This is a genomic window from Confluentibacter citreus (assembly GCF_002807055.1).
GTDB classification, from domain to species: Bacteria; Bacteroidota; Bacteroidia; order Flavobacteriales; family Flavobacteriaceae; genus Confluentibacter; species Confluentibacter citreus.
In genome coordinates this window covers 1-24,175 of the sequence record NZ_NIXN01000001.1, presented here as the reverse complement: position 1 = coordinate 24,175, position 24,175 = coordinate 1, and the positions used below count along the sequence as shown (strand labels likewise).

At 32.1% G+C, this 24,175-nt stretch carries 17 protein-coding genes and 1 tRNA gene; 9 read left to right on the top strand and 9 right to left on the bottom strand.

From position 1 onward, the window contains the following. Positions 1-76: 76 nt before the first annotated feature. Genes CDH49_RS00095 through CDH49_RS00080 form a run of 4 tightly spaced genes read left to right on the top strand, consistent with a single transcriptional unit; the run spans position 77 to position 6,498 of the window. The gene (locus CDH49_RS00095) at positions 77-814 is read left to right on the top strand and encodes a hypothetical protein (RefSeq protein ID WP_157805250.1); all 738 of its coding nucleotides are present in this window, start codon (positions 77-79) and stop codon (positions 812-814) included. A gap of 31 nt (positions 815-845) precedes the next feature. Further along, a complete protein-coding gene (locus CDH49_RS00090; RefSeq protein WP_239970519.1) occupies positions 846-3,584 on the top strand; it encodes a TonB-dependent receptor in 2,739 nt (912 codons plus the stop codon). After that, entirely contained in the window at positions 3,584-4,771 is a 1,188-nt protein-coding gene (locus tag CDH49_RS00085) for a DUF4249 domain-containing protein (protein WP_100613297.1), read from the top strand. The genes CDH49_RS00090 and CDH49_RS00085 overlap by 1 nt, the downstream gene beginning before the upstream one ends. After that, complete coding sequence (locus tag CDH49_RS00080) at positions 4,768-6,498, top strand: hypothetical protein (RefSeq protein ID WP_100613296.1); 1,731 nt, start codon at positions 4,768-4,770, stop codon at positions 6,496-6,498. Before CDH49_RS00085 ends, CDH49_RS00080 begins: the two co-directional genes overlap by 4 nt. A 17-nt stretch (positions 6,499-6,515) precedes the next feature. On the opposite strand, the gene CDH49_RS00075 is transcribed toward CDH49_RS00080, so the two are convergent. From CDH49_RS00075 to CDH49_RS00065, 3 genes are read right to left on the bottom strand one after another with little or no spacing between them, the layout of a single operon-like run. Continuing rightward, positions 6,516-7,355, bottom strand: coding sequence for a phosphatase PAP2 family protein (locus CDH49_RS00075; RefSeq protein WP_100613295.1), 840 nt, complete (start codon positions 7,353-7,355; stop codon positions 6,516-6,518). A gap of 39 nt (positions 7,356-7,394) precedes the next feature. Then, positions 7,395-8,009, bottom strand: coding sequence for a deoxynucleoside kinase (locus CDH49_RS00070; RefSeq protein ID WP_100613294.1), 615 nt, complete (start codon positions 8,007-8,009; stop codon positions 7,395-7,397). A 3-nt stretch (positions 8,010-8,012) separates the two neighbouring features. Continuing rightward, positions 8,013-8,795, bottom strand: a complete 783-nt coding sequence (locus CDH49_RS00065; RefSeq protein WP_100613293.1) for a hypothetical protein — start codon at positions 8,793-8,795, stop codon at positions 8,013-8,015. 248 nt (positions 8,796-9,043) lie between these two features. On the opposite strand from CDH49_RS00065, the gene CDH49_RS00060 reads away from it, so the two are divergent. The 4 genes from CDH49_RS00060 (at position 9,044) to CDH49_RS00045 (ending at position 15,446) form a co-directional block, all read left to right on the top strand. Continuing rightward, positions 9,044-9,886, top strand: a complete 843-nt coding sequence (locus CDH49_RS00060; RefSeq protein ID WP_100613292.1) for a GLPGLI family protein — start codon at positions 9,044-9,046, stop codon at positions 9,884-9,886. Positions 9,887-9,924: 38 nt separating this feature from the next. Further along, on the top strand, positions 9,925-12,654 hold the full coding sequence (locus tag CDH49_RS00055) for a TonB-dependent receptor (RefSeq protein ID WP_100613291.1): 2,730 nt from the start codon (positions 9,925-9,927) through the stop codon (positions 12,652-12,654). A 57-nt stretch (positions 12,655-12,711) separates the two neighbouring features. Beyond that, a tRNA-Tyr gene (locus CDH49_RS00050) sits at positions 12,712-12,793 on the top strand. Between the two features lie 283 nt (positions 12,794-13,076). Then, positions 13,077-15,446 (top strand): GAF domain-containing protein, encoded by a 2,370-nt coding sequence (locus tag CDH49_RS00045; protein ID WP_100613290.1) that lies wholly within the window; start codon positions 13,077-13,079, stop codon positions 15,444-15,446. A 35-nt stretch (positions 15,447-15,481) separates the two neighbouring features. On the opposite strand, the gene CDH49_RS00040 is transcribed toward CDH49_RS00045, so the two are convergent. Beyond that, positions 15,482-16,660: a Pycsar system effector family protein gene (locus tag CDH49_RS00040; RefSeq protein WP_100613289.1), complete on the bottom strand. Its 1,179-nt coding sequence runs from the start codon at positions 16,658-16,660 to the stop codon at positions 15,482-15,484. A gap of 75 nt (positions 16,661-16,735) precedes the next feature. Here CDH49_RS00040 and CDH49_RS00035 point away from each other — a divergent pair, with 75 nt between their 5' ends. Further along, the gene (locus CDH49_RS00035) at positions 16,736-20,467 is read left to right on the top strand and encodes a metallophosphoesterase (RefSeq protein ID WP_239970518.1); all 3,732 of its coding nucleotides are present in this window, start codon (positions 16,736-16,738) and stop codon (positions 20,465-20,467) included. A gap of 19 nt (positions 20,468-20,486) precedes the next feature. Here the strand turns inward: CDH49_RS00035 and CDH49_RS00030 are convergent, their stop codons facing one another. The 5 genes from CDH49_RS00030 to CDH49_RS00010 are packed head-to-tail and all read right to left on the bottom strand — an operon-like array spanning position 20,487 to position 23,952. Beyond that, entirely contained in the window at positions 20,487-21,041 is a 555-nt protein-coding gene (locus CDH49_RS00030) for a DinB family protein (RefSeq protein WP_100613288.1), read from the bottom strand. A gap of 53 nt (positions 21,042-21,094) precedes the next feature. Next, positions 21,095-21,631: a Crp/Fnr family transcriptional regulator gene (locus CDH49_RS00025; protein ID WP_100613287.1), complete on the bottom strand. Its 537-nt coding sequence runs from the start codon at positions 21,629-21,631 to the stop codon at positions 21,095-21,097. 35 nt (positions 21,632-21,666) lie between these two features. Further along, the gene (locus CDH49_RS00020) at positions 21,667-22,110 is read right to left on the bottom strand and encodes a DinB family protein (protein WP_100613286.1); all 444 of its coding nucleotides are present in this window, start codon (positions 22,108-22,110) and stop codon (positions 21,667-21,669) included. Positions 22,111-22,160: 50 nt separating this feature from the next. Further along, complete coding sequence (locus tag CDH49_RS00015) at positions 22,161-23,369, bottom strand: hypothetical protein (RefSeq protein WP_157805248.1); 1,209 nt, start codon at positions 23,367-23,369, stop codon at positions 22,161-22,163. Positions 23,370-23,403: 34 nt separating this feature from the next. Beyond that, complete coding sequence (locus CDH49_RS00010; protein ID WP_100613284.1) at positions 23,404-23,952, bottom strand: hypothetical protein; 549 nt, start codon at positions 23,950-23,952, stop codon at positions 23,404-23,406. Positions 23,953-24,175: the final 223 nt, after the last annotated feature.

Sequence of the window (24,175 nt, the reverse complement as noted above, 5' to 3'; positions counted from 1 at the left end):
ATGCATTTATCTTATTAAATAATTGTCTTTCAGTTTTTTAAATAAAAAAAATAATTATATTTAAAAAATGAATTTAATGACCAACTATCCCACCACCTTTTTTCTTCATATTTTTTTAATATCCAATCTTATATTTTCTCAGTCTGAAATTTCAAACAACCAAAACTACAAGTTGTTTGATTCATTTGATAGTTATTACAATAATGGCATTTTTAATGGAGCAGAATATGTTGATAGATATATGAATTTTAAAAAAGGGAATCATAAATTTTTCAGTAAAGATGAATACATACTTGGAGATATTATCTATAATGGCCAACCCTATTTTAATGTTAAAATGAAGTATGATTTATTATATGATTTTTTGGTTGTAGAGTATCTTAATCAAATGCATAATTATTTAAAATTAAATAATGAATTAGTTGATGAGTTTAAAATAGAAGGGTATAAATTTTATAAAATTACTGAAAATCAAGATCTTACTCCATTTTATGGAAATGGATTTTTTAAAGAAGCTTATAAAGGAAATAATTACACATTTTACGTAAAATATCTAAAAAGCAAATCCGAAAGGTTTCATAATCAAAGGGTTTATTATGTATTCGGTGAGCAATCGATTCATGTTCTTTTCTATAATAATCACTATTATAGAATTAGTAAAATAAAAGACGTTATGAATTTGCTCCAAGAAAAGGAAGATCAAATTCAAAAATTTTATACAAATTATAGAAAGTTATATAAAAAAGATAGAGAACAGTTTTTAGAAAAGCTATTTAAAAATTTAGAAGATCTTGATGCCCTTAATAATAACTAAACGTTTTATGGATGTAAAAAAGGCATTCTTAATGTTTTTATTTATAATGTTAGTCCAATATACTTTTGGACAAACTGAAAAAAAAATATCCATCACTTTTGAAAATGTAAATCGAATGGATGCTTTATTGCAACTTGAAAAAGAGGTCGAGTTAAATTTTTATTTTATTAAGGAATGGTTTGATGAATCTTTAATTTCAAAATCTTTTAATAATGAAAATATTGCTGATATTTTAACTCAAATATTAGAAGGTACACCACTCAATTTTTTAATTATTGATTATAACGTCATTTTAACAAAAAATAATTTGATAGTTGATCAACTTCCTCCCAATTTCTTTGGTGAAGAGAAAACCAAAACTGATAATGAAGTCACGTCTGCACCAATTCTTCAAAGGCAATATGTGAGAAATTCAAATGTCTATACGGATTCTAGGGTTTATTCCGTTGGTAAAGAAAATAAATCATCTTTAAACACTAGCCATACGGTTTCCGGATATATAAAAGATTTTAAAACACAGTTACCCCTTGAAAATGTAGCCATTTTTGTAAAAGAGGGCAATGTCAATACCGTGACCGATGCCAATGGTTATTATAGGTTGAAATTACTCGCGGGATTAAATATTTTAGAAACTTCCTCACTGACCTACGGAAAAACCCAAAAGCAAGTGGTCGTTTATGGTGATGGATCGCTCAGTTTTGATCTTATTGAATCCCTTGAACAATTAGAAGAGGTGGTTATTGATGCCAACAAGGATGATAATATTAGGACCATCATTGCTGGTGTCACAAAAATTGACATCCAAGGCATTAAAAATATTCCATTGGTATTAGGTGAACGCGATATATTAAAAATAGCTACGACGATGCCAGGTATCAAAACAGCGGGAGAAGGTGCATTAGGATATAATGTTAGAGGTGGCAAAGTGGACCAAAATCTGATTTTGTTTGATCATGCAGTCATTTACAACCCGGCGCATTTTTTTGGTGTTTTTTCAGCTATTAATCCATTTGTTTCGGGAAGTGTCGATATTTATAAAGGAAATATACCCGCAGAGTTTGGAGGACGTTTGTCTTCAGTGATAGATATATCTACTAAAGAGGGTAATAAGGAGAAGCTGTCTGGCGAAGGCAGTATTGGACCAGTTACAGGGAATTTAAGTATAGAAACACCCATCGTTAAGGGTAAGAGTTCTTTAATGATGGGTGTTAGAGCAACCTATTCAGATTGGATATTAAAAAGTATTTCAGAAGAATCTATAAAGAATAGTAGTGCATCCTTTTATGATGGTGTTATTAAATATGAAGATAGCATAAATAGTAATAATAAACTCCAAATTACAAGTTATACAAGTAGGGACATGTTTAGTATTTCTTCAGATTCTGTTTTTAGTTATGGCAACTTGTTAGGTTCCATAAAATGGGGACACAAAATTGACAATAAAAATAGTGTAGATGTGATATTGGCATCTAGCCAATATAAATTTAATATTGAATACGACGGTAATTTTAATAGAAATTTTGATTACGGTTATAAGATTAATGAAACTGAATTGAAGTTGATTGCGAAATATAATCACAGCAAAAAGCATAAGTTTGATTACGGAATAAGTAGTAAATTGTATAATATTCAACCGGGTTATATGAAACCTTTGGGAGACCAATCCGTAGTACAAGAGAAAAAAGTCCAAAAAGAAAAAGGCTTGGAGTCTGCACTATTTGTTTCAGATTTAATTGAAGTTAATGATAAATTATCATTTGATGTAGGTCTTAGATTTTCTACTTTTTTAGCTCTAGGTCCAAAAAATCAGAATATTTATAATACAAGCCAACCAATAAGTAATGAAAGTGTGATTGAAACTAAAGTTTATAAAAACAATGACGTTATTAAAGCTTATGGAGGTCCAGAGATTCGTTTATCCGGAAGGTACTTTCTATCTCCAAGTTTATCCGTAAAGGCAGGATATAATACCACCATTCAATATTCCCATTTATTATCTACAAATACAACCGCTTCGCCAGTTGATTCTTGGAAATTATCCGATCTTAATATTAAACCACAAAAAGCACAGCAACTCTCAGTGGGATTATTTAAAAACTTTGATGATGATTCCCATGAGGTCAGTATTGAAGGCTATTATAAAAAAATGAAAAATCTTTTAGACTTTAAGGTGGGTGCCGAGTTAATTTTGAATGAAAACATAGAAACCGAGTTGTTACCTGGAGTTGGTAAAGCTTATGGTGTTGAATTTTTGCTTAAAAAGAAAAAGGGAAGGTTAAATGGTTGGCTAGGGTATTCTTTTTCTAGAACATTAATAAAACTTGATAGCCCATTCTTAACCAATCAGGTGAATAATGGAGAGTATTTTGCGGCCAATCAAGATAGGCCTCACGATTTTAACATTATTTCAAATTATAGAATAACCAAAAGATACAGCGTCGCTTTTAATTTTAATTATCAATCAGGGAGACCTATCACATATCCTGTTGGAAAATACACCTATGCAGGAACTGAATATTTACTTTATAGCGACAGAAATAAGTATAGAGTACCGGATTATTACAGACTAGATATTGGTGTAAATATTGAAGGCAATCACAAAAATGTCAAGTTGGCACATAGTTTTGTAAATATTTCAGTTTACAATGTTTTGGGTAGAAACAATCCGTATTCTGTTTTCTTTGTAAATGAAAATGGAAGCATACAGGCCTACCAGTCATCCATTTTTTCTGTACCCGTACCCACTATAACATATAACTTTAAGTTTTGATGAAAAATAAATCATATATAGCCATTTTTATAGCTTTAGGTATAGCTAGTTTATATATTTTTAGTTGTACTGAAAAAATTGAGTTAAAAACAGAAAGTTTTGAAGATGTTTTGGTAGTAGAGGCTACTATAACAGATGAATTCAGGCATCAACGCATTAAAATTTCAAGATCTTATGTATTAGAAGATGATTTCCCAATACTGGAATATAATGCCACTGTTCAAATTGAAGATAGTAATCAAAATGTTTACAATTTTTATGATGCAGGCAGTGGAATTTATATATCTGATAATCCCTTCCAAGCTTATCAAGGTATTTCATATAAGCTCATAATTAACACTCAGGATGGAAAACAATACATCTCCAATGAAGAATTGATGCCACCTAAAGTTGAAATAGAAAATGCGTATGCTGAATTGATAAATTTAAATGGGAATATGGGCCTGCAAGTATTTGTGGATACGAATGATAATTTAGGTGATGCTGTATTTTTCAGATACACCTATGAAGAAACTTATAAAATTGTAGCCCCGTATTATGCCACTAGGGATGTCGTTTTTAGTAACGTGCAAAATGCAGGCGATCCTCAGGCTATAAGCTATACTATAGGATTTGTAGATAGACCCATTGAACAGAAAACATGTTATTCAACAAATTACTCAAGCGAAATCATTCTAACTAATACAAATGGACTCTCAGAAGATAAAATATCTAGATTTCCTATTAGATTTATAAACCAGAACAATAGTGTTTTAAGAGATAGATATAGTATTCTAGTTCAACAGTATGTTCAATCTGCCAACGCTAATAATTATTATAAAATTCTAAAAGAATTTAGTGGCGACGTTAGTTTGTTATTAGATGCGCAACCTGGATATGTAAAAGGCAATATAATGTCACAACAAAATAGTCAGGAAAAAGTGATTGGCTATTTTGATGTGTCTTCTTTCACTTCAAAAAGAATATATTTTAATTATAGGGATTTTGATATTAATAGCAGGCCTCCTTATTTTTATGATTGTGATTATACAACCGTTGGTGATAGATATGAATTTTATAATTACATGGCTTTATATAACTATAAGTATGTAAGCGATATGCAATCGGTTTATGATATAGTGACCCAGCCCTGTGGAAACTGTACCTATTTTGCGTCTAGTGTTAAGCCTGATTTTTGGGAAGAATGAAAAAAAATAAAATACTCATAATTGTAATTTTTTTATGCTTTTCAAGTATTTGTTCTAAAGCACAGAATACTGTTTCTTTAAATGAGATGACACGTGAAGCCGTACATTTAAGCACCAATTCAAAAGTATTTTTGGTAGGTGAAACCTTGTACTATAATTTCTTTTGTCTTCTAAATGATAATAAAAATGCTAGCTTAATTAGTAAAATAGGCTATATTGAATTGGTTGGTGATAATGAAGAAATCCTTTTTAAGCATAAGTTGAATTTAGACAAAGGTATTGGATATGGAGATTATTTTATTCCAACTGAAATTAAAACTGGTCAGTATAAATTAGTTGCGTACACGAAGTGGATACATGATACAACAGCTAGCGCTGCTTATATAGGGAATGTGTATATTCTTAATCCATATCTTCAAAATCAGAATAATGAAGACAGTGAATCTGTTAATGAAATTCAAATTTCTGAATCAAAAAACGATGGATTTAATGAAGAAGCCAACTCCATTCAAATAGAAATAAACTCAAATATTGTAAATTCTAGAAGCTTAGTATCTATAGATTTAAAAAGTAGCTTTGAAGATTTATATTTTGGGAATTATTCTTTATCTGTGAGAAAAACAGCTTCCATAGAAATTCAAGATAAGACCGTAGAAAACAATATTAAAATAAAATGGAAAAATGATTTTAATATGCTTCCTGAATTAAGAGGAGAAATAATATCAGGCACTATTAAATCTAAAGAAAAAGATTCACTTATTTCTAATATTATAGTTTCATTATCAATCCCTGGAAAAAACTATGTTTTTAAAAATGTTAAAACCGATCAATTCGGAAAATTTAAATTCAATTTGTATGAAAATTATAAAACATCAGATGTTTTAATTCAGATTGTAGATGAACAGAAGACTAATTACAAGATTATTTTGGATGATTTTAATTTTATAGATTATTCAAATCTGGATTTTACAAAAATAAAAATAAATCAGAATTTAGAAGATTGGCTTGTTAAACAAAGTATATACAATCAAGTTGAAAATGCTTATTACAACTCCAAGAAAGATAGTGTGTTAATCGAACGCCCTCCAAATTTATTTTATGGAAAAGCATCTATTGAATATGTTTTAGATGATTACAAAAGATTTCCTACATTAAAGGAAACGTTTATTGAAGTCATCCAAGCAGGCGCTATTAGGAATAGTAAAGAGGATTTTAAATTTAAAGTTTACGATATTGGAGATGACAAATATGGTCACTTCATTAATTATAGTTCTTTAGTCCTTTTTGATGGTATCATGATACAAGACAAAGATGTCATTATGGATTATGCTGTTAAAAATATTGAAAGTATCAATTTAGTTAATGGCACCTATTTTTATGGACCTAGTATTTTTCATGGAATTATAGATATAAAAACAAAACAAGAGGATTTTAAATTACCTGATAATGGCAGTGATATAGTGACTTTTAATCTCGAGTCTCCTTTGAGCCATAAAATGTATTATAGCCCCAACTATAGCGAAAATTCAAATGATTTAAAAAGAATACCTGACTACAGAAGTCAATTATTATGGTTGCCTAGTTTAAAGCTAGATTCTAATTTAAAAACCATTGAATTTTATACTTCAGATATAGAAGGTGGTTTTGAAATAGTTTTAGAAGGTTTTACTCTTGCAGGAAAACACGTGGTTTCAAAACACTATTTTGAAGTGAAAAACCCACGCTAATGACTTGATTTAAGTTTTTAAAATGTCCCAACGAAGCCAACAGTGCCATAGCCAGCTTTCATTTGCCAGTTTATTTGTTTTGGTTTTGAATAGTTGTAGGCGTTTTTCTTTTTCATGAAATTATCTACTCCATCAACTACCACAACACTTATAGCCATGCCAAGACCAATATCACTCAACCAATGGGCGTCGGACCACAATCTTGAAATAGGAGCGATGGAACCAACGGTATAAATACCAGCTTTTACCCAAAAATTATCAAATTGTTTAGCAATAGCATGTGCCATTGAAAATGATAGAATAGCGTGACCTGATGGAAATGAATGATATCCTGGTGTGCCATCAAAAGGCTTAAAATCATCTCGATTTCCTGACATGGGGCGTGCGCGTCCAACAGCGGTTTTAGTGATTGATTGAATAATACCCGATGTAACTGCTGATGAAATAATTAGAACACCAGTATGACGTATTTTTTCGTTATCTGTTATAAGTCCGAAACCATAAATTCCCGCAGAAATCATGAAGAAGTTTTGCGGACTTCCAAAATACCAACCAAATTCTTTCAAGACTTGAGGAACGTCGTTTTGATGATTTTGAAAAAAAGTCCGTGCGTCGTTATCTGCAAGATAAAGAATGCCCGTGCCAGCAACTATGCCGCCCGCGGTGATAAAATCATCTTTTTGCCATCTTAGAGGTTGCGTAAATCCGTTACCCACACTTTGTAAAGTGAATTTCCCGTCATAAGCAAGTTGCTTCCATACTCTGTTTTTTGTTGCAGTTGTGTCTTCTTGAGCAACACTAATACTTGAAAATAATAGATAAGAAGATAGTGCTAATAAAGTTTTAAAATGTAGCATTAATTAAAAAATGATATGGATAAGTATATTTTAAAACTTTTAAAACAATCCGTTTATTTCTGCATCAATCGTGTTGATCACAAACCCTAAATCCTCTGGTTTGTCAACAAAATTAAGTTTGTCAACATCAATAATCAAAAGTTTTCCTTTATTGTATCCATGAATCCAAGCTTCATACCGTTCATTCAATCGGCTTAAATAATCAATGCTTATGGAATTTTCGTAATCACGACCACGTTTGTGTATTTGTGCTACCAAATTTGGGATGGAGCTTCGTAAATAAATCAATACATCTGGACCTTGAACGAGAGATTCCATTAAATCAAAAAGGGATTTGTAATTTTCGTAATCACGATTGGTCATTAAACCCATGGCATGCAAATTGGGAGCAAAAATATGGGCATCTTCATAAATAGTTCTATCTTGGATAATGTCTTTACCGCTTTTTCTAATTTGTAGCACCTGTCTGAATCTGCTGTTCAAAAAGTAAACTTGTAAATTAAAACTCCAACGTTCCATTTGGTTGTAAAAATCATCTAAATAAGGATTGTCTACAACATCTTCCAATTGTGCTTCCCATTTATAATGTTTTGCCAATAATCTAGTAAGTGTGGTTTTTCCGGCTCCTATGTTTCCGGCAATTGCAATGTGCATGTTTTAATTTATTTTAAATTTATGAAGATATTCACCATCGTAAATATACATGGTTTCATTGGTTACAAAAAACTGATTTATTAACAAATCAGGGAGTTTTATGGTGTTTGGTGTTTCTGTATTGTCTTTCAAATAAAACAAGGCGTTATCTTTTTTTAAAATAAGATTTCCATTGTTTTCAACTATTTGGGTATAACCATCATGTGCCATTTTTTTCAACAAACTCCCAAAATAATTATATACATATAAATGGTCTTTAGTAAGTAACCAACATGTGTTATAGTTGCTTTTTAAATCTAAAACGTTGCCTTTAATTGGTAAGGTTTTAGCGCGAGTAGCATTGGTTTTATAGTCATAAAGTTCTAAATCTTGCGTGTCTTGATTAAAAATCCAAAGGGTATTGTCAAATCCAGTAGATACATGCGTAACGTTTTTATAGGGCTGAAGCGTATTGAAATCAATTTTAAATATTTCAGCTAGTCTGTTGTCAAGAACTACAACCGTATTGAAATCTTTGTAAAAAACATTAATTTTTAGAGGATTGAAAGTGTTTACCGAGGTAATACTCCCTAATTGAAAGTTGTTGTAGCCAATATCGACACCTTTTACGTCTTCACTTTTTTTAAACAAAATGTTTTCTACTATATAAAATGTAGTACTGAAATCATTTACACTTACTAAAGTGTCGGCAGTAAATTCGGTTTTCTCTATAAATATTGGTTCAATAGAATCTTGAGAGACTATTGATAAAGATAAAAAAGCAATAATATAATATAGGTGTCTCATAGTGGGTTTGAAAATACAAAAACCTAACCAAAATTCGGTATAAAAATTTTAATTACATAATTCAATAAAAATTTAACAGTGTACAATTAAACTAAATGTATTTAAGTAAGTCTAATTGCCATTAAACCAAGTTAATAAATAACATTAACAACAAAGTTATGAAATCGCCATTAACAATAAGTTGCAAAAAAAAACAATCAAAATAAGGCGATACCAAATGAACATTAAAAAACAATAAATATTTCCATATGAAAATTATATCTTCAAAAATAGTTGTTACAGTCATATTACTTTTTGCTACGGTTTTATCTTTTGCTCAAAAAGAATTTCAAGGGCAAGCTTATTACCAAACCAAGACATCGCTAGATATGAATTTTGGGGGTGCACAAATGAGCGAGGCACAAAAAAAGCAAATTGCTGAGCGTATGAAAAGTTCTTTGGAGAAGACCTTCATACTTACATTTAACCAATCAGAATCTTTTTATAAGGAAGAAGAAAAATTAGAAGCACCAGCGCAAGGTGGCGGGAATATGCGTTTTAGAATGATGGGTGCCGGTGGTGGAGAATATTATAAAAATGTGAAAGAAGAAAAATTAATACAACAGGCAGATTTATATGGTAAGCAATTTTTAATAGTTGATAGTTTACCAAAATTGGATTGGGACATGGGGACAGAATCTAAAATGATTGGTCAATACTTGTGTTTTAAAGCTACCGCAGTTAGAAAGATTGTTGGCGGCGGCGGGATGCCTTTTGGAAGAAACAACAACGAAAATCAGGTAGCAGCTCCAACCGAGTATACGGTTACTGCTTGGTACACACCACAAATACCTGTTAGCCAAGGGCCAAGTGATTATTGGGGCTTGCCAGGTTTGATATTAGAACTTCATGATAACAATACGGTCATTTTATGTTCTAAAATTGTTATAAATCCAACCGATAAAGAAAAATTAAAAGTCCCATCTAAGGGAAAAGTAGTCACTTCTGCTGAGTATGAAAAAATAGCTCAAGAAAAAGAAGCTGAAATGCGTGAAAGCTCTGGAGGAAGACCTGGAGGGGGTGGATTTGGTGGAGGAAGAGGTCCTTTCTAAAAAACATATTACCAACTAACAAATCATAAGATAATTTAATGAAAAAATTAATTTTTTTAGCAACTGTTTTAGTTGCATGCTCTACGTATGCACAAGTAAAACTAGAAGGTTTTGTAAAGGATAGTATTGGAACACCTTTAGAATTGGCAAATGTGATTGCCCTTAACCAACAAACACAAAAGTTGGATTCTTACGGAATTACCAGTGCAGACGGTCGTTACAAAGTGGATTTGGATAAAAATACCAGTTACAAAATACAGGTGAGTTATATTGGTATGAAAACTTTTCAAAAGGACATAACCACAACAGATCAAAACATTTATTTGGATTTTAATTTAGAAAACGATAATAGTCTGGACGAAATTGAATTGATTTATGAAATGCCAGTAACCATTAAAGGAGATACCATTGCTTATAATGCAGATTCTTTTAATACAGGAACAGAAAGGAAACTTGGTGATGTACTTAAAAATTTACCAGGTGTAGAGATTAATGATGATGGTCAAATCGAGATTGAAGGTAAAGTGGTCTCTAAAATCATGGTTGATGGTAAAGAGTTTTTTGATGGTGATACCAAATTGGCCACCCAAAACATACCTTCTAATGTTGTTGACAAAGTACAAGTTCTTAAAAATTATGCCGAAGTTGGTCAATTAAGTGGCGTAACCAACAACCAAGACAATATAGCCATTAATATTAAGTTAAAAGAAGGTAAAACAAATTTCTGGTTTGGTACAGTAACCGCTGGTGGAGGGTATTCAAATCAAGATGGCTTATATTTATTTCAACCCAAGTTATTTTATTATAGTCCAACTTATAGCATTAATCTTATAACCGATTTGAACAATTTAGGCGAGGTTGCTTTTACCCGTCGAGATTATTTTAACTTCACGGGAGGTTTTACTAATCCTAGTCAGCAAAGTGGCACCAATATAAATTTGGGATCTAATAATTTGGCGTTTTTAACAGCCCAGAATAATAGAGCCAAAAATATTGTTTCAAAACTGGCCGCAGCTAATTTTAGTTGGTCTCCTAAAAAGACATTGGATTTAAGTGGATTTGCTATTTTCTCTAATAATAAAACCGAAATGCAAGAAAATAGGTTTGTCCAATATTTAGCTCCTAACTCGGTTATCCCTGACGAGAGTACTGAAAGTAACACGGTACAACGTAGTGATTTAGGGATGTTAAAATTGTCGGCAAAGTATAAACCCAATGGCAGCAATCAACTAGATTATGATATTATGGGTCGCTTATCAAAAGAATCCCAAGATCAAGGGTTTTTCTCAAGTATAAATGGGGACGTTCTACAGGCAGAAGGCTCAAGCCCTTATAGCCTTAACCAAAATTTAAAATATTATTATACACTTAACGACTCCAATATTTTTGCTTTAGAAGTTTTACATTTATTGCAAGACGAAGATCCATTCTATAATGCCATTTTAGCTAATGACCCAACAAATAACGATGATGTTGATTCTGATCCGTATGACAATACAGCTTTAAGTTTGGGATTGGATAGAGATCAGTTAAGTTATAATCTTAATCAAAATAAAAGAGTAAAGAGCAATCAAATTGATGCTAAAATAGATTATTGGAATATTTTAAACAATACAAGTAATATCAATGTTACTTTAGGAACCATATTGAGTACACAAAAATTCAATTCCAATATCTTCCAATTTCTAGATAATAACTCTATGTTTAATCCCACGCCAACATTAAATGGTGGTCTAGACGATAATATTATTAAGTATAATTTTAGTGATATCTATTTAGGTTTTCATTACAGATTAAAATCTGGTATATTCACCCTCACCCCAGGCTTTTCCGCACATGCCTATAGTGCTAAAAATACACAACTGGGTACAACTGTTACCGATAACTTTTTTAGGGTATTGCCTGATGTTAATGTACTGATGCAAATAAAAAATAGTGAACAAATTACTTTAAACTATGCTGTTCAAACACAGTTTACTGATGTGTCCCAATTTGCCGCAGGTTTGGTTTTAAATGGGTACAGTTCATTGTTTACAGGTAATCCAGATTTAGAAAGTGCTTTGTCCCATAATGTAAGTTTGAATTATAATAGTTTCAGTATGTTTAATTTTACAAACGTTTCCGCTAGGCTTAATTATAATAAAAGTATTGATAACATAAGAAACCAAATAGACCAAACAGCTTCAAATAATGTCATATTTGTAAATACCCCTTTTAATTCGCCCTTTGCCGACGAAAGTGCTAGTGCCAATGGTAGGTATCAACGAACATTTGGTAAAATTACAGCGTCTGTAAATGGGACTTTTAATTACTCTAAATTCAACCAATTTTTTAATGGGATTCAATCTGTAAATGAGAGCTTTACTCAAACCTATGGAAGCCAGATAAGAACCAATTTTAAAACGGCTCCTAATGTTGAAATTGCTTATAACCACAGTATTCAAGAAAATAATAATAATACATTTTATACAAAATCGCCATCCATACAATTAGATGCTCTAATATTAAAGGCCTTTACTTTTAAAACCGATTTTTCGTATAACAATTATAGCGATGGTGTAAAAACACTTAATAATTTTAAATTTTGGAATGCTTCATTGTCATACAGAAAAGACGCTGATTCTAAGTTGGAGTATGAAGTTAGAGCCACTAACTTGTTTAATACAAAATCACAAAGTAATACAAACTCCAATAATATATCTATTAGTGCTACAGAGTATTTTATACAGCCTTTGTTTGTTTCTTTTAGATTGATATATCAGTTATAAATAGGTGTTTTTATTTTGCACATTTAGGGAAGAGTAATATATTTGCCCTCGGTTTTTGGGGAGATACTCAAGCGGCCAACGAGGGCAGACTGTAAATCTGCTGACTACGTCTTCGCAGGTTCGAATCCTGCTCTCCCCACTTTAACTCAAAAAGTCTGCATTATTATGCAGACTTTTTTAATTCTAAAAAGTAGTTGGAATTTGTTTGTAATTTTATTTTGGCTGTAGCAAGGCAACTCTCATTTTCATGAAGTAGTACACATGAGATTTAATCCCACTCTCACGCATGTAAAAACTAAAAGAAATTTATCTTCAAATCAATCAAAAGAAAAAACTTCATTTTTTTTGTAATAAAAATCAATTACGGTCGTCTATTGTATATTATTTGTATTTTTATTGTTATATAAAATCGTTTAACTGTTATGTATCAACCAATTGAATCCCCAATGCTTTTGCAAATAAGCTTTAAAAAGCTATTGGAACAGTATGAAACACTGCTTGATAGTGGTGACGATTTTATGATTTCAAAAGCAAAACATATTTTAGAGTTTCAGGAGAAGTACCCTGTGCTTAGGGAAGGTTTTACGGATTTTTCGTTATTGGAAACCTACAAGGAACAAATAGAAACCATATTGCAAGATTCATTTAGTCCACTGTTAACACGAAACGAAATTAAAACGGCATCGGTCCCTTTCCAAAATATCATATTCAATGCTTCTGATAGGTTTAAAAATATCATTAAAACGGCAGGAAAGGATTTTGAGCTTAAAATCAAAAATATGCCCGAAGATGACACCTACATTATTGCTTGTACGGTCATCTTAAATTTGTGCTATGGTTACAATTTAAGTTTAAAGCGCCCTATGTTTTACGAGATACCAGATGCGAATGGTATTAAGCGTTATTATAAAATATTGTACAATGCCGATTTTTGTGAAATTGTGCCAACAGAAAATGCTGTAAAAATTACCCAACAAGATTATGATGAACTGTTGGATAATTTTGGAAATATAGAGCTTTGGAAAGCGAAGTTTCCGCCAAATAGCCATATTTTCAAAGGATTTGTTATATCCAATATTTTTGATGTAACGGACGATCAATCTATTTCAAACATTAAATCTAGCTTAATTAAGGAGGTAAAACAAAAGGATGAGAATTTTATCAAAGAGTTTCAACATGTTTTTCAATCGTTATTGGGCTTAAAGGATTTAAGAGTCGGGTTTTCTGTCTATAATAAAGAAGAAGATGCCTTTGAGCGGGTTGTGGGAGAGGGCATGGTAAGTTTTCTTGTTAATAAAAATGAGGGCTTACTTTGTGAATCATCTTTATGCCATGAGTCTTATGATATGCTTCTTAATGAAAAGAAATTCTATTCCATATCCGATGTTGATAAGTGTGATAAACTTTCGGATAGTCCTCAGTTTAAAATTTTTAAAGAACAAGGTATTAAGAGTGCCATTTTAGCGCCCATCGCCAGTAATGGTGAATTATTGGGTATTTTAGAACTTGTTTCAAGTCAGCCCAAAGTATTAAATAGCATTAATGCCAATAAACTGGTAGACATCATGCCATTTATAGTCTCTACGGTAGAACGATCTAAGAAGGAGGAACATAACTTGATTGAGGCTGTTATACAACGAGAATGTACTTCCATACATCCAAGTGTATCGTGGAAATTTAAAAAAGCCGCAAAAAAGTTTTTATTTGATAAACAAAAGCAAACAGGCAATGCTACTTTCAGTAAAATCGTGTTCGAAAATGTATATCCTTTATTTGGTCAAATGGATATTAGAGGATCGTCTGAGGCCAGAAATAAAGCCACACAAAGAGATTTAACATTACAACTCAGTTTGATAGAAAAGATAGTTGAAAAAATAGAGAGAGAAAAGGAGTTGCCCATTTACAGCCAAATACGATTTCAAATTGAAAGCTTTAAGGAAGAATTGAAATCCAATTTTAAAGTCGATAGCGAATTGATGCTTTCTGTGTTTTTTAAAAACGAAATAGAGCCGTTGTTCCAATTTCTTTTAAAACAGGATGAATCATTTACTGAAGTTATTAACGATTATTTTAGTAAAATAGATGAAAGTCTGGGACTGGTATACCATTACCGTAAAAATTATGACGATACGGTAGCATTGATCAATAAAAACATGGCTAGGCTGCTGGATGAAAAGCAAATTGAGGCACAAAAGATGTACCCACATTTCTTTGAACGTTTTAAAACCGATGGTGTAGAACACAATATGTATATAGGTGAAACTATTACAAAAGAGGATAATTTTAACATCATATACCTATACAACCTCAGGCTGTGGCAGCTTCAGGCCATGTGTGAAATGGAAAATGCCTATTATAGCAATCAAGATAATTATCCGTTAAGCCTTGATATCGCTTCCATGATTTTGGTTTTTAATCAACCTTTGTCTATAAGGTTTAGAATGGATGAGAAAAAATTTGATGTAGACGGAACTTACAATGCCAGATATGAAGTCGTTAAAAAACGAGTTGATAAAGCCTTTATTAAAGGAACTCAAGAACGCATAACAGGTAAAGGTAAAATCGCTATTGTTTATTCACATAAAGAAGATGAACAGGAATATTTACGCTATATCAAGTTTTTACAATCTAAAAAAATGCTTGATACAGATGAAGAAATTGTAGAGTTGGAACACCTTCAAGGCGTTACAGGACTAAAAGCCATAAGGGTAAGTGTGCTTTATAAAGATAAGGGAAAAGACACTAAAAATTTCTATACCTACAATGACTTAATTAGTGAAATTAAAGCCTAAATATTAGTGATTTGAGCGTTTTTGAGCACTAAAAATTAACCTTTGCTCAATTTAAAAGCCACAATAAACGCAATAACAGATATAATCATACCTGTCATAAATATGTTGTAGGTAATTCTTAAAATTCTATATTTTCTATCTAAAACCTTTCCTAAAAAATATAAGTCTTTGGTCATAGAATCATATAGATACTCTTTGTCTTTTATAAGTTCGGAAATGGCCCATTGGTATTCTTTAAGTTCCATTTTATGGAAATTGCCAAAAAAGGTTAAGTTAACACGTTTTTGTTCCACATCTTCTTTGGTAAATGATCCGCTAGTAATATTCGGCCTTGTGGCAATAATGGACAATACCATAGATATCACACTTGATATGGTAAAAATAAGCGTTGGAATTATTAAATAATTGTTAGAAGGGCTGTCTAATTTTGAAAGCAAGTTAGAAAGCACAAGTGAAATAATTATGGCATTAACCGATAATAAAATGTTGGCTTTGGTATCGGCAATATCACTAAGCTTTATGTGGTTTTTTAAAGCAACCCTAAAAAATGTTTGAATGCCTCTTTCTGGATTTTCATTTTTCAGTTTGTTTTTTAGGTCTTCGGTTTTTGATTTTAGCGTTTGTTTTTCTTTTTTATTGATGAGTTTAGAGAGGTTTATCTCTTTTTGAGGTTGCCAGTTTTTAAGTGCATAATCGCTATAAAATTGATGTCTTTCAGAAAGTAATTGTATGTTTTCGTCCAACCATTCTTTAGGCGAGTAATTTTTTATACCCATTACTTCAAGCTCTTTTCTCAAAAATTCACTTGTCTCATTAAAATTATCTTTTCCAAAATGCGATGCATCCGCATCCCTCATGATTTTTTCGAGTGTGGTGTTTGGTTTGTGGTCCAGCTTTGTTGCTAAAATACAAAGGTTCACAGCGTCAATGGTGTTGTTATCGATACCCTGCTCTTTTAAAAAATCAGTTGCTATTTTTACACTCTCATCTTCATGGCCTTCAATGGTTTTAGTGTAGCCTGTATCATGTAAAAGCGCTGCTAATTTTAAAGCTAAGCGATCTTCATTGTTGAGATTGGTATTTTCAATAATTTCGTCAACGCCATTACAAACACATTCGGTATGGTTATAATTGTGGTACAGAAATGTGCTTGGTAGCTTTTCTTTAAATAAATTAAAAACGAATTCCTGCGTAATTTTTAAAATATCCGACATATTTTGCATTTGTAAACAATAATACAAATTACTGAAAAATTTATGAAAAAAGATGATTTGCTAATTTGTATATTTATGTTAGAAAAGAAGCATCATTACATGAAGTTGCCATTTAGATCAATCCCTCTTTTTTTAATTTTATTACTTGTTAATGCTTGTGCAACCTACAAAGTACAATATGCTCATGAGAATTTAATAAATTATCAATCCCCAAATAAAGAAGTAGAAAAAACATTTTATCTGATAGGTGATGCGGGTCTGTCACCTGACATTGGATTGTCCGATGGCTTACAAGCCTTTCAAAATTACATCTCGGAAAAAAACACAGAAGCCGACTATGTCATTTTTTTAGGCGATAATATTTATCCGTCAGGCTTGCCCGATGTAGACGAGAATGGCAGGGCAAACGCTGAAAACAGTTTAAATGCCCAAATAAAATCAATAAAGGATTTTAAGGGCAAAGCGATCTTTATACCAGGAAACCATGATTGGTATGATAACGGATTGGAGGGCTTAAAACGCGAGGAAAATTATATAGAAGACGCTTTAGGAAAAAATACATTTTTACCAGAAGATGGTTGTCCTTTGGAAAGTATTGACATTAGCGAAACCATTCAATTAATCATCATTGATAGCCAATGGTATATAGAAAATTGGGATTATTTGCCAACCATTAACGATGATTGTGAGATAAAAACCAGGGATCGTTTTTTTGAAGAGATAGAAGGCGAAATAAAAAAAGCCCAAAATAAAACCGTGGTTTTTGCTATGCATCATCCCATGTACACCAATGGTTCCCATGGCGGTCATGTTGCGGCCAACAAACATATTTTTCCGTTTCAACAAAAAATCCCATTACCAATTATAGGGTCTTTAATTACACAAATAAGAACCCAAGGCGGTGTTTCGCCACAAGACCTTTACAACGAGCGTTACCATGAATTGATGAGCCGTTTAGAAACCATGGCACTAGGTGAAAACAATGTTGTTTTTGTTTCCGGACATGAACATGCTTTGCAATACATAGAGAATAAAGCGATTAAACAAATAGTCTCTGGCTCTGGTTCTAAAGAATCGCCTGTTTCATTAGGTGAAAATGGCCTGTTTTCTTATGGGAAACAAGGTTTTGCTGAATTAGTCATTTATAAAGACGGAAGCAGTTGGGTTAACATGTTTGCTTCGGAAAACGGAAAGGCAAAATTGCTATTTCAGAAAGAAGTTCAAAAAATTGATCAGGTTTTTGATTATTCTAAACTATCTGAAAACTTTCCTCAAGACATTGAAACGTCTATTTACGCCAAAGAAGAAACCGATAAAACAGGTTTTTTTGAATCGGTTTGGGGCGGACATTATAGAGATGTTTACAGCACAAAAATAAAGGTTAAAGTCGCGACTTTAGATACACTTTATGGAGGTTTGGAAGTCATTAGAAAAGGTGGTGGTCACCAAACGCGCTCTTTGCGTTTAAAGACTAAAGATGGTGAAGAATTAAGTATGCGGGCACTCCGTAAAAGTGCGACACAATACCTGCAAACGGTATTATTTAAAGATACCTATATTGTAGATGAATTTGAGAAAACTGCTGTTGAAAACTTGGTTCTTGATTTTTATACCGCTGCACATCCTTATGCTTTTACTGTGATTCCAGATTTGTCAAGTGCTGCCAAAATAATGCATACAAATCCGAGATTATTTTACATCCCAAAGCACAAAGCGTTGGGTAATTATAATGATGAATTCGGTGACGAACTGTATATGGTTGAAGAACGTCCGGAAGATATTTCTTTTAATGACCAAAGTATGGAACATCCTAAGGATATTAGAAGTACTTATGATGTCATTAAAAAGATTCAGGAAGATGAGAAATATAAAATTGATGAACACGATTTTATAAAAGCGCGTCTTTTTGATATGTTGTTGGGCGATTGGGATAGGCATCAAGACCAGTGGAAATGGGCAGAGTTTGAAATAGAGAATGGCGATAAAATGTTTAGACCGATACCTCGAGATAGAGATCAAGCCTTTTCAAATTTTGATGGCGCTTTGTTGGATGTCATGAAAATCATATCAGGACCAACAAAACAGCTGCAAGTGTATGATTCAGAATTAAAAGATATTGACTGGATGAATAGTGCTGGAATTAAATTGGATAGGATATTAATCCAAAAATCCAGTCAAGACGATTGGCTAAAGCAAGCAACATTTTTACAGGAACATATCACTGATGCCGTTATTGAAGAAGCGTTTTTAAAAGTGCCCAAAGAAGTACAGGATGAAACATTGGATGCCATTAAAAGACACCTAAAGGGAAGGCGAGGCAATCTTCTGGATATTGCAACACGATATTACAAGCATTTAAATGAACTGGTCATTTTAATGGGAACCGATAAAGATGATTATATTGAAATTACTAGAACAAGCGACAAAGAAACCCATATAAAAATATCAAGGATTAAAGCGGGTGAAAAAGCCGATGTGATAGTAGACAAAACCTTTAATAGAGACGTCACCAAGGAAATTTGGGTGTATGGCTTGGATGATAAAGATATTTTTCAGGTGTCGGGCAAGGCAAATAATATGATTTTTACACGCCTTATCGGAGGGCAAGGAGATGATACCTATATCATTGAAAATGGTAGACGCATCAAGGTGTACGACCATAAATCGAAAAAAAATTCCATAGAACAGAATCATGGTGCTCAAATAAAATTCACGGATATTTATAATTTAAACCTCTTTGATTTTCAAAAGAACATCACCAAAACAACTACAATCACACCCAGTTTCGGATTTAACCCCGATGATGGTTTTAAATTAGGGGCTTCTTTAGTTAAAACGGTAAAAGGATTTCAACGGAATCCGTTTTCCCAGCAACATCATTTTAAAGGAGGTTATTTTTTTGCTACCGATGGGTTTGAACTTAATTATGAAGGCGAGTTTGCCAACATCCATCAAGTTTGGAACTTACAGGTTTCTGGACGTTTTACATCCGAAAATTTTACCAATAACTTCTTTGGCTATGGCAATGAAACCGTTAATGATGATGACGATTTGGGATTAGATTATAATCGAGTGAAAACAGGGATTTATGCTGTTAATGTCGGTATCATTAAAAAAGGAAGTTTCGGCAGCGATTATGGTTTTAAAGCCCTTTTTGAAGGGATTGAGATTGAAGATACTCCAGATCGTTATGTTTCTAGTTTTATGCCTCTTGTCAACAATGATTTTTATACAAGACGTTTTTTTGGCGGACTTCAAGCACAATACCATTATAAAAGTTTTGACAATGCCATAAACCCAGCGCGAGGGATGACATTTCTTTTAAATGTTGGTGGAAAAACAGAGTTTAAGGAAACCAAAAACACCTATGGTTTTGTGAATTCCGAATTGGGTTTTTATAACGCTTTAACCACAAACAAAAAGTTAGTCATTAAAACAGATGTTAGAGGTCAACTAAGGTTTGGTGATAATCTCATCTTTTACCAAGCAGCCAATATTGGCGGTAATAATGGGTTGAGAGGGTATAGAACCGAACGTTTTACAGGTAAAAATGCGCTAACTGGTAGTGCCGATTTACGCTATAGTTTCCCATCTTTCAAAACCAGTGTCTTGCCTTTGCAGTTTGGCGTTTTTGGTGGTGTTGATGTTGGTAGGGTGTGGTTGGAAAACGACCCATCCAGAAAATGGCACAATGATTATGGTGGCGGTTTTTGGGTAACAGCAGCCCAAACGCTATCAGGTACTTTTAATTTGTTTCAAGGTGCTGAAGGACTTCGATTTTCGTTTGGTTTTGGTTTGAATTTTTAGAGTCAGTTTACTTCTTTATTTATTTGCGAGCTTTCAATATGGCTTTTTCAGCTTGTTTTATATGCCTTTCATTATGATAAATAAGAACTCTAAATGTATCACCTAATTTTAGTTTAATTAGCTTTGAAATAGAAATGCTCGTTTTGGTTTTATCAAGGTTTATGTCTTTGGATTTATGTAATAACTCAATGATTTGTTGTTGTTGATTTAAGAATGTATCTATAGTATCCCTATCAAGTTTAGAATTTAATGGGTTCATAGATTTGAATGTTTTCATTTTATTCAAATGCTCTTGGTACGAAACAGACTTGCTAAAATACTTTCCCAACCAATTGCTTTTAAATATTTCAGAATTTTTGTGCTTAGAATGGTTAATTCTCTGTGTTATTTCTGGGATATAAAAATAGCCATACCTGTTTAAGTGTTCCATACATTCAAGGGCACTCCAGCTTTCAGGATGTTCTTTCCAATTTAAAACGTCGATAGGTTCATTTTTCAATTTCTCTACCGCTTTTATGTTTGCGTGAGTCATTTCTAAAAGCTCTTGTAATAATTTTTCAGAATATAGTATCATTGTTTTTTTTCTGCAAATTTGGGCATAATACTTTTTTGAAAGATTGATTGAAATCAAGATTTTTTAAGCCGAGATAGTGTTTCGGGCGACATCCTTAAATAGGAGGCAATGTGCTTGTTCGGAATTTCTTGGAAAAGTTGCGGACTTCTTTTAAATACTCTTTGAAATCGTTCCTTTGGAGATGTTGTTAGAATATCCTTTTCTCTTTCCATTTGTTGTAAAATCAATTGTTCCAAGATGGTATCCCACAGCATTTTATTTTCACTGGATTGATTGATGAAGTCTATGTATATGGATTTAGGAATCACTTTTAATTCCGTTTTTTTGATGGCTTGGATTGAAAAATCAGAGGGCCTTTCGGTAATAAAACTATCCAATGAGGTGATGAAGTTATTTTTATAGCCAAACCGGATGATGTGTTCTTCATACTCACTGATAATGGTTATTTTTAAACTTCCCGACACGATGTAATATAAATTGGTGTCCGTAGTGCCCGTAACTTTTAAATACTCATTTCGTTTTAGCACCATATGTTTAGTCCACAACTTTTCATTTTCAATTCGGTTGTATAATTCTTCAATGATGTTCATTTAGCTTCTAGTTAACGGTTTGTTTTATCCAAAAATCATCGCTTATAAAAAATGTAGTCTGTCACTAACGGAGCAAGTCCATGGTGCTTAAAGTCGGTTGCGATTTGCCCTCTGTGATAGGTAGAATGATTAATGACATGAAAAAGCGTGTCGCGAATACTGTTGCTAAAAGCGAGTCCGTTGCTGGTTTTATAGTTAATGGTATCATTCAAGTCTAAGGTGTCAAGTATAAGCAATGAGTTTTCGTAGTTTATTTTATCCAAATCCAAACAGTTTTGAATGGGATGTATGTCCCAAACGCCATACCTGTTTTGGATTTGGTTAATTCTACTATTCCAAATATGGTGGGCATTGAGTATATGGCTAAATAGCGTGATGGATTTTTCAGAAGTTTTATCTGGATGTTCATTAAAAACAGTCCATAACTTTTGGTTTGTGTGATGATTGTATTCAAATAATTCCTTGAAAAATGCTTTCATTTTTTATATAGTTTCTGCTCGTTTTTAACTCAGTTCTTTGTTAGCCACTGTTATTTTGTTAATTTAATTTTATAATACATTTCTATATCCATTCCGTAATTGACTTCTTGCGACTCAAATCTGCGTAAATTACCGATGACCATACTATCTAAGCTTACATTAATCAAGTCAATATAATCCGAAGGAGAAGTTCCGTCATTTAGAATAATTTCATTTCCAGTCTGCGATAATTTCCAATTTCCATTTGCTATTGAAATATCCGATATGTAAATATTATAGGTCGAATTGTTAGAAAACTTAAATGATACTTTTTTGTCTTTTAGTGATTTTAGTTTTATTATGTTAGAATCCCAATCATATGAGCCTTGTCCTAAGGTATCCAATTGAATAATTTTATTAGTATTCCATTTATAATTTTCTATTTTATTAAGTATTTCCCGTTTTTTTAAATCAGATACGTATGGAATTTTCTTTAAAGAAGCTTTAACTTCTGGGTTTGCAAGTAACTCTAATTCAATTATGGAATCTCCAATATAATTTTTAAATCTATAAAATTCGTCATCAAATTGATTGTAGGTTTTAACAAAAAGATAATTATTATTAATGTTTATGAAATTCCATTTGTCAATGGTACTTATAAATATGTTGTTTTGAAGGTTTTTTTGGATACATATTTTAGATACTCTTTCATCAAAATAAAGTGAATCCGTTAATATTATTCCCCTTTGATGGTCATTGTGTGATAGAATCCAATGTTTGTTTTTTGGAAAGTCGGTTTCTTTTTCCAGAGCATTTTTCTTATCTAATCTGATGAATTTAACTCTTGTGGATTCTTCAAAATCTAAAAGTAAACTGTCCTCATATTTTGCAAATATTTTACACACAAGAGTATTATTTAAAAGGATTTTTTGATTCTCCACTTTCAAATCATATTCTTTTCTTAAATCTGAAAAAACATTTCCAATTTCAACTTTATCATCTGTAAAATGAATTATCATTCCGTTGTAAACATAATGGAAAGATTCATCGTTACTTGGATAAGATTTAACTGCTATCCAATAAGAATCGGAATCCGTTTTTCTTTGAAAGGAAAAAAGAGTAATAAATCCGAAAATTATTAATGGGAGCAGGATTTTTTTCATAATGGTGGCTAACGTGTTCGTGTATGGAAAGTTGCGTGTTTGTGGGCGAGGATTTTCCGAAGGAAAATCAGAAGCCAGCAAACGGGCAACCAACTTTGTGTTAGCTAAAACTAGCAATTTTTTATACACGGTGTTGTAAAACGTTTTTTATTTAACTTTCTAAAAATTTTAAATCTAAATAGTTGTTGTTCGGATTTTCAGGGTCAACATATAATTCAGTCTTTTCTTTAATTGCAAAATGCATTTTTAATTTAGTAGGATCCATATCAATGTTCAATTTATATTTGATTGATTCATTTTTATAAGGAATGTCAATTTGAATTACGTTATGGTTGACATTGATATATTCATTTCGTCTATTATATCCGCTACCAACTTCTATTTCTTGTCTGTAGCTATTGGTTTGAATTTCTAATTTATCTAAATTAACAGCTATTTTGTCTCCTGTTCTAATCAATTCATTTATTCTTTCAGTATTTTCGTCAGAAGACTTTTTTAGCATAAACTTTATTTTAATCATATAGATAACAAAAGGTAAAATCAGAATTATTCCAGTTCCGACAAAATACCAATTTGTATCTCCCATAGGATTATATTTTCCTCTTCCTCCAATTCCAGCATAGATGATTATAAATCCGAGAAAAGTAAGTCCTGCAAAAATCCAACTGCCAAAGTCAGATAGTATTTTCTTAATATTCATTAGGTTGGTCAAATGTTTTACAACGTGTTCGTGTATGGAAAGTTGCGTGTTTGTGGGCGAGGATTTTCCGAAGGAAAATCGGAAGCCAGCAAACGGGCAACCAACTTTGTGTTAGCTAAAACTAGCAATTTTTTATACACGGTGTTGGCAAATCGGTTTTTTATCCGAATAATAATTTTGCTCGTTCATTTCCAATTTTATTCAAATCCGATTCTGTTTGTTT